The organism is Bacillus sp. AF62 (genome assembly GCF_050312695.1).
In the GTDB taxonomy this organism is placed as follows: domain Bacteria; phylum Bacillota; class Bacilli; order Bacillales; family Bacillaceae_G; genus Bacillus_A; species Bacillus_A cereus.
The window spans coordinates 1-4,464 of record NZ_JBNPJZ010000097.1 but is presented as its reverse complement, the minus strand read 5'-3'; the positions used below and the strand labels follow the sequence as shown (position 1 = coordinate 4,464).

The following is a 4,464-nucleotide window of genomic DNA, read 5'->3' as shown; positions in this document are numbered from 1 at the left end:
CTTGAAAATAGCAGACAGAGTTGCTTATTGGCAGGTGTAGCGATTTTATTAAAAAGATTTTAAACAGGTTCTAAAGAAAAAGCTCTTACATTTATTTCAACATTATTTCCTTAATATGTTAATTATTTTTGTTGTCTTGTTAGTTAAAGGGGTACTTAGTACAAAAAATAACCGTAGATAGTAGCACGAACGCCGTTCTTGTTATAATTAATTTTTTTCAGAACGTCTATAATCCTCTTTTAAAAAATATATGTAAATATAATAAAAAACGAATGATTAATAGAAATATTCTACACCACTCGTTTTTTATCGGACTTCTTTTTACTGTACTTTTATTTTCTTTATGAGTTATTAGAAAAATAATTGTCTATATAAGTTTTTATTTTTTCAAAATTCTTTTCTATAAATAAGATTGCTGGTACTTCAATTATTGGAAGATTATTTTCATTATCAAAAGCTGGACACGGTTTGGGAACTACCAAATAGTCAACTGAGTTTTTATCCCTAATATAATTAATTGAAACATCATAATACTTAGAAAAATATTCCTTCAAATCATCCTGATTCCTTAAAAATGGTAGAGAAAATATTGAACCATAATTTATACCAGCGTCGACAATTAATACAAAACATATTTTTTTCATGATACACCCTCCTCGTATAATAAGTTTTAAGTTAATAACTGTTCCTTGAAAATTAAATAGTTTTTATCTTCAAGAGCTACATCAAAAAAATGATGTATGGGTAAAATTTAGTCTTGGATACTGGGGGATTTACCCAGATAATGGAATTATAGAAATGGACCCATCGGGAATATGCTTACTCCTCCTGTAGTTCGACCACGTTAAAAGACTGTGACCCAGACCAAAATGCACTGCATACGCACAAGCTGTATCGGTTTCCTTCACTTACCTCTCATAGTGGTGGAAGGGCAGCTAATCATTGAATACTCATACGCGAGGTTGTGGCTATGTTTTGGACTCTAGGGAGATCCCACAGTATCCAAGCTCATTCCAAATACTATTCAAAGAAAGGACCTTCTTTCTTTGAGATTATTCGTAGCTATTGATGTAAGCTCTGAAAAACTTGATGTATGTTTTCTTGACAGTCATGACACTGTTTTGAAAGAAATTTGTCTTTCAAACGATGTGAATGGTGCCAACGCCATTAAGGAGGATGTTCTCCATTTTCACCAGTTGTACAACTATAAAAAAATTGTCATTGGCATGGAATCTACTTCCGTCTATAGTTTCCATCCTTCCATGTTCCTAACGGAAGATAAGGATTTGAGGGCTTTAGACGTGGAAGTGGTCGTACAAAATCCAAAAGCCATCCATCGGTATAAAAAAACTCTTTGAAGAAGATAAGACCGATAAAATAGATGCTTTCCGTATTGCCGATTTTTTACGAATCGGACGGTATAATAAGTTTCTTATCAAGGAGGAAAAATACGTTGCCCTTCAACGTTTAACACGATCTAGATATCAACTCGTTCACCAGCAAACAGAATGTAATGAAGAACCTTTACTACAAATGTAATACGTTATCGAAAGAGTTAAATACCTCTGTTTTTGGTGCGACGATGATGGAAATACTCTCAGATTCCCTTTCGTTGGATGAAATCGCAGAAATGGATCTAGAAGCACTCGCTACTCTTCTTCAGAAAAAGGGGAAAGGACGCTTTAGCGACCCGGAAGATTTAGCGAAAACCATCAAGAAAGCCATACGTGACTCCTACCCACTAGGTAAGGTCGTTCAAGACTCTGTGGACGTTGTATTAGCCACTTATGCACGATTGATTCAAACATTGAAAAAAACAAATCAAAGAGATAGAAAAAAGCATTACTGCTTTATTCTAAGCCATTCCAGAAGCGAGATATTTAACAAGTGTTCCAGGCATTGGAGTCGTATACACCGCGGGAATCATTGCGGAAGTGGGACAAATTGAACGCTTTGAGAACGAAGCACAATTGGCCAAATACACCGGTCTTTACTAGAAAAAATCGCAATCTGGAAACTTTGAATCGGAACGAACACCCATGACACGAACGGGAAACCAGTATCTTCGTTATTACATGGTTGAAGCTGCCAACTCTGTACAACTTCGTGAAGCTACTTACCGTGCTTATTATTTAAAGAAATATGATGAAGTTCCGAAATACAAACATAAAAGAGCCCTTGTCTAAAGCCGTAACTAGATTCGCTAAATTGTTTTTCAAATATTGAACCAAGCACTTGACTGATTGCTTGTTGAACAACCCTATCCACTACTGTCGGTATTCCCAATTTGCGCATCTTCCATAAAAAGAGCCAGGTCCATAAAAAAATAAGGACCTGGCTCATAAAGACATCATTATGTAAAGCCGTTAACTTCCCTACGCTGGTACGAGCCAGATTAGGTCCAAAGGGTTAAGAAGTTCACGCGCTTCTCTCTCAGCCTACGCATACGTTAGGCACCCCTAGTTTATCACTGATTTAATTTTCAATACTTTTCCATAATACACTATAATCTGGAAAATTCAAAGTTTATTTCTTTTGTTGTTTATGGAATCATCCACGTTAAATAATAAGCCTGAACATAAGTCATAATACCAACAATAATTACGAAGAACAAACTATGCTTCACTGTAAAACGGAATAAATCCGATTCTTTTCCAGCAAGACCAACTGCTGCACAAGCAATCGCAATCGACTGCGGAGAAATCATTTTACCTGTTACACCGCCTGTTGTATTTGCTGCAACGAGAAGCACTTCAGATACGCCGACTTGCTGCGCTGTAATGGCTTGTAAATTCGAGAACAGTGCATTCGCAGACGTATCAGACCCTGTTAAGAATACGCCAATCCAGCCTAAGAAAGGCGAGAAGAACGGGAATAGTCCGCCAGTTCCTGCTAGTGCTAACGCTAACGTAGAAGATAGACCAGAATAGTTTGCGATAAATGCAAACCCTAGTACGAATCCGATTGATAGAATTGGCATTTTTAATTCACTTAACGTTTCTTTAAATGTCACTACTGCATCTTTTACATTCATTTTCAAAATAAACATGGAAATGATACAAGCAATTAAAATCGCCGTTCCGGTTGCTGATAATACATCAAACTTCAGAATTGCCTCGTAAGGCGTTGGTTTATTTACAATCGGCTCTGCTTTCATTACTAGATTATGCAGACCTGGAATTTCAAACTTAAATACAAGACTTGCTAAAGCCCCTCCTGGAGCGAATAATGCCTTAAAGAAACTTTGGCTCCAAATGACTACCATAACCGTTAATACGATAAATGGAGACCATGCTTTTACTACTTTTCCAAACGTTAATTTCGGCATCGATGCTGCTGTCGTTGTTGCTGCTACTTCACTATTTGCTTGCTCGGATTGATAGATTTCTTTCGGCTGCCAAACTTTTAAGAACAGCGCTAAACTAATTAAACTTACAAGTGCCGATGTAATATCCGGAAGTTCCGGCCCTAAAAATGTCGCTGTAATGAACTGCGTAATCGCAAATGAACTACCCGCTACAAGTAACGCAGGCCACGTTTGTCTTATCCCTTTAAATCCATCCATTAAAAATACGATAAAGAATGGAACAAATAATGATAGGAACGGTAATTGATGTCCAGCCATTTGTCCAATTTTATGTGGATCAATACCTGTTACTTGTCCAGCAACTGTAATCGGAATTCCCATCGCTCCGAACGCCACTGGTGCAGTATTTGCAATCAAACAAAGACCTGCTGCGTATAAAGGATTTAACCCAAGACCCGCAAGAAGCGCTGCTGTAATCGCTACTGGTGCTCCAAATCCTGCCGCTCCTTCTAAAAATGCTCCAAATGAAAATCCAATTAAAATAACGAGTAGACGATGATCGTTCGTAATCGATAATACCGATGCACGAATCACATCGAATTGACCTGTTTTTACAGAAATTTTATATAAAAATACCGACATAATGATAATCCAAGCAATCGGCCATAATCCGTATAAGAAACCATATCCGGTCGCTGCCATTGCCATCGTGAACGGCATTTTATAAGCGAATAACGCTACTAAAACTGTAAGTACAACTGTAATAAATCCTGCCACATACCCTTTCATGCGGAAAACTGCTAAAGCTAAGAAAAAAAAGATAATCGGAATAAGTGCGACCGCTGCCGAAATCCAAATGTTTCCGAATGGATCATAAACTTGTGTCCATGTGTTCATTGTTCTCTCCCCCTAAAGAATCCCCTTTTAAATAGAATAACCTCATCAATAGACTATCAGGTCATCATACCTTTAAGCCTAAAATAAAAAAACGTTTAAGAAAACGTTTTCAACAACTTCCATTTATACTGTACCATAACAATTTCTATTAAAAAAGATTTTTTTGAAAATTTTATTATTTAACAGAGGGTGTTGCAAAACTAAAATAAATATGCAATGTTATGAATCAGAAAAACTAGCTGAACATGCAATAGATAGCG

General features: G+C 36.8%; 4 protein-coding genes, 2 pseudogenes and 1 riboswitch. Of the genes and pseudogenes, 3 read left to right on the top strand and 3 right to left on the bottom strand.

All coding sequences use genetic code 11. The features are described 5' to 3' along the window. Positions 1-341: 341 nt before the first annotated feature. Positions 342-644 carry a hypothetical protein gene (locus tag ACQRBL_RS25795; protein ID WP_097961030.1) on the bottom strand — a complete coding sequence of 101 codons (303 nt, stop codon included), beginning with the start codon at positions 642-644 and terminating at the stop codon, positions 342-344. 402 nt (positions 645-1,046) lie between these two features. On the opposite strand from ACQRBL_RS25795, the gene ACQRBL_RS25790 reads away from it, so the two are divergent. From ACQRBL_RS25790 to ACQRBL_RS25780, 3 genes and pseudogenes are all read left to right on the top strand, one after another. Next, a complete protein-coding gene (locus ACQRBL_RS25790) occupies positions 1,047-1,358 on the top strand; it encodes an IS110 family transposase (RefSeq protein WP_411996218.1) in 312 nt (103 codons plus the stop codon). After that, the gene (locus ACQRBL_RS25785) at positions 1,321-1,539 is read left to right on the top strand and encodes an IS110 family transposase (protein ID WP_411996234.1); all 219 of its coding nucleotides are present in this window, start codon (positions 1,321-1,323) and stop codon (positions 1,537-1,539) included. The genes ACQRBL_RS25790 and ACQRBL_RS25785 overlap by 38 nt, the downstream gene beginning before the upstream one ends. A 395-nt stretch (positions 1,540-1,934) precedes the next feature. Next, positions 1,935-2,186, top strand: a pseudogene (locus ACQRBL_RS25780) (transposase). Here the strand turns inward: ACQRBL_RS25780 and ACQRBL_RS25775 are convergent. Next, positions 2,182-2,298, bottom strand: a pseudogene (locus ACQRBL_RS25775) (Retron-type RNA-directed DNA polymerase); the annotation flags it as partial. The pseudogenes ACQRBL_RS25780 and ACQRBL_RS25775 overlap by 5 nt on opposite strands. Before the next feature lie 57 nt (positions 2,299-2,355). Further along, positions 2,356-2,471, bottom strand: a riboswitch (TPP riboswitch). Positions 2,472-2,542: 71 nt separating this feature from the next. After that, a complete protein-coding gene (gene lldP / locus ACQRBL_RS25770; protein WP_023523515.1) occupies positions 2,543-4,204 on the bottom strand; it encodes an L-lactate permease in 1,662 nt (553 codons plus the stop codon). Between the last annotated feature and the right edge of the window lie 260 nt (positions 4,205-4,464).